The sequence below is a fragment of the Staphylococcus sp. HMSC069D12 genome, from assembly GCF_001810405.1.
In the GTDB taxonomy this organism is placed as follows: domain Bacteria; phylum Bacillota; class Bacilli; order Staphylococcales; family Staphylococcaceae; genus Staphylococcus; species Staphylococcus haemolyticus.
Window position 1 is genome coordinate 1 of record NZ_KV801118.1, and the last position, 220, is coordinate 220.

The 220-nt window shown below is 35.5% G+C and carries 1 protein-coding gene; it reads right to left on the reverse strand.

Going from position 1 to position 220, the window contains the following annotated elements:
• The coding region (locus HMPREF2737_RS09685) for a terminase small subunit (protein WP_141745587.1) at positions 1 to 191 on the reverse strand (191 nt) is incomplete at its 3' end.
• Positions 192 to 220: the final 29 nt, after the last annotated feature.

Sequence of the window (220 nt, forward strand, 5' to 3'; positions counted from 1 at the left end):
ACGCCCTCATCAATCACTTTCTTACGTTGCTCATCAATGTACTTAGCCACTTTTTCATTCTTTAGCAATCTACTACCTTGTACACTTGCAGTATGAGGACTATAACCAGCCTTAATTGCACTTTGTGTTACATTCAACGTCTTTAGGTATTCAGATATAAACTTTTCTTGTCTAGGGTTTAAATCACTCATGTTATCCCTCCTCTAATTTGTCTAATAAA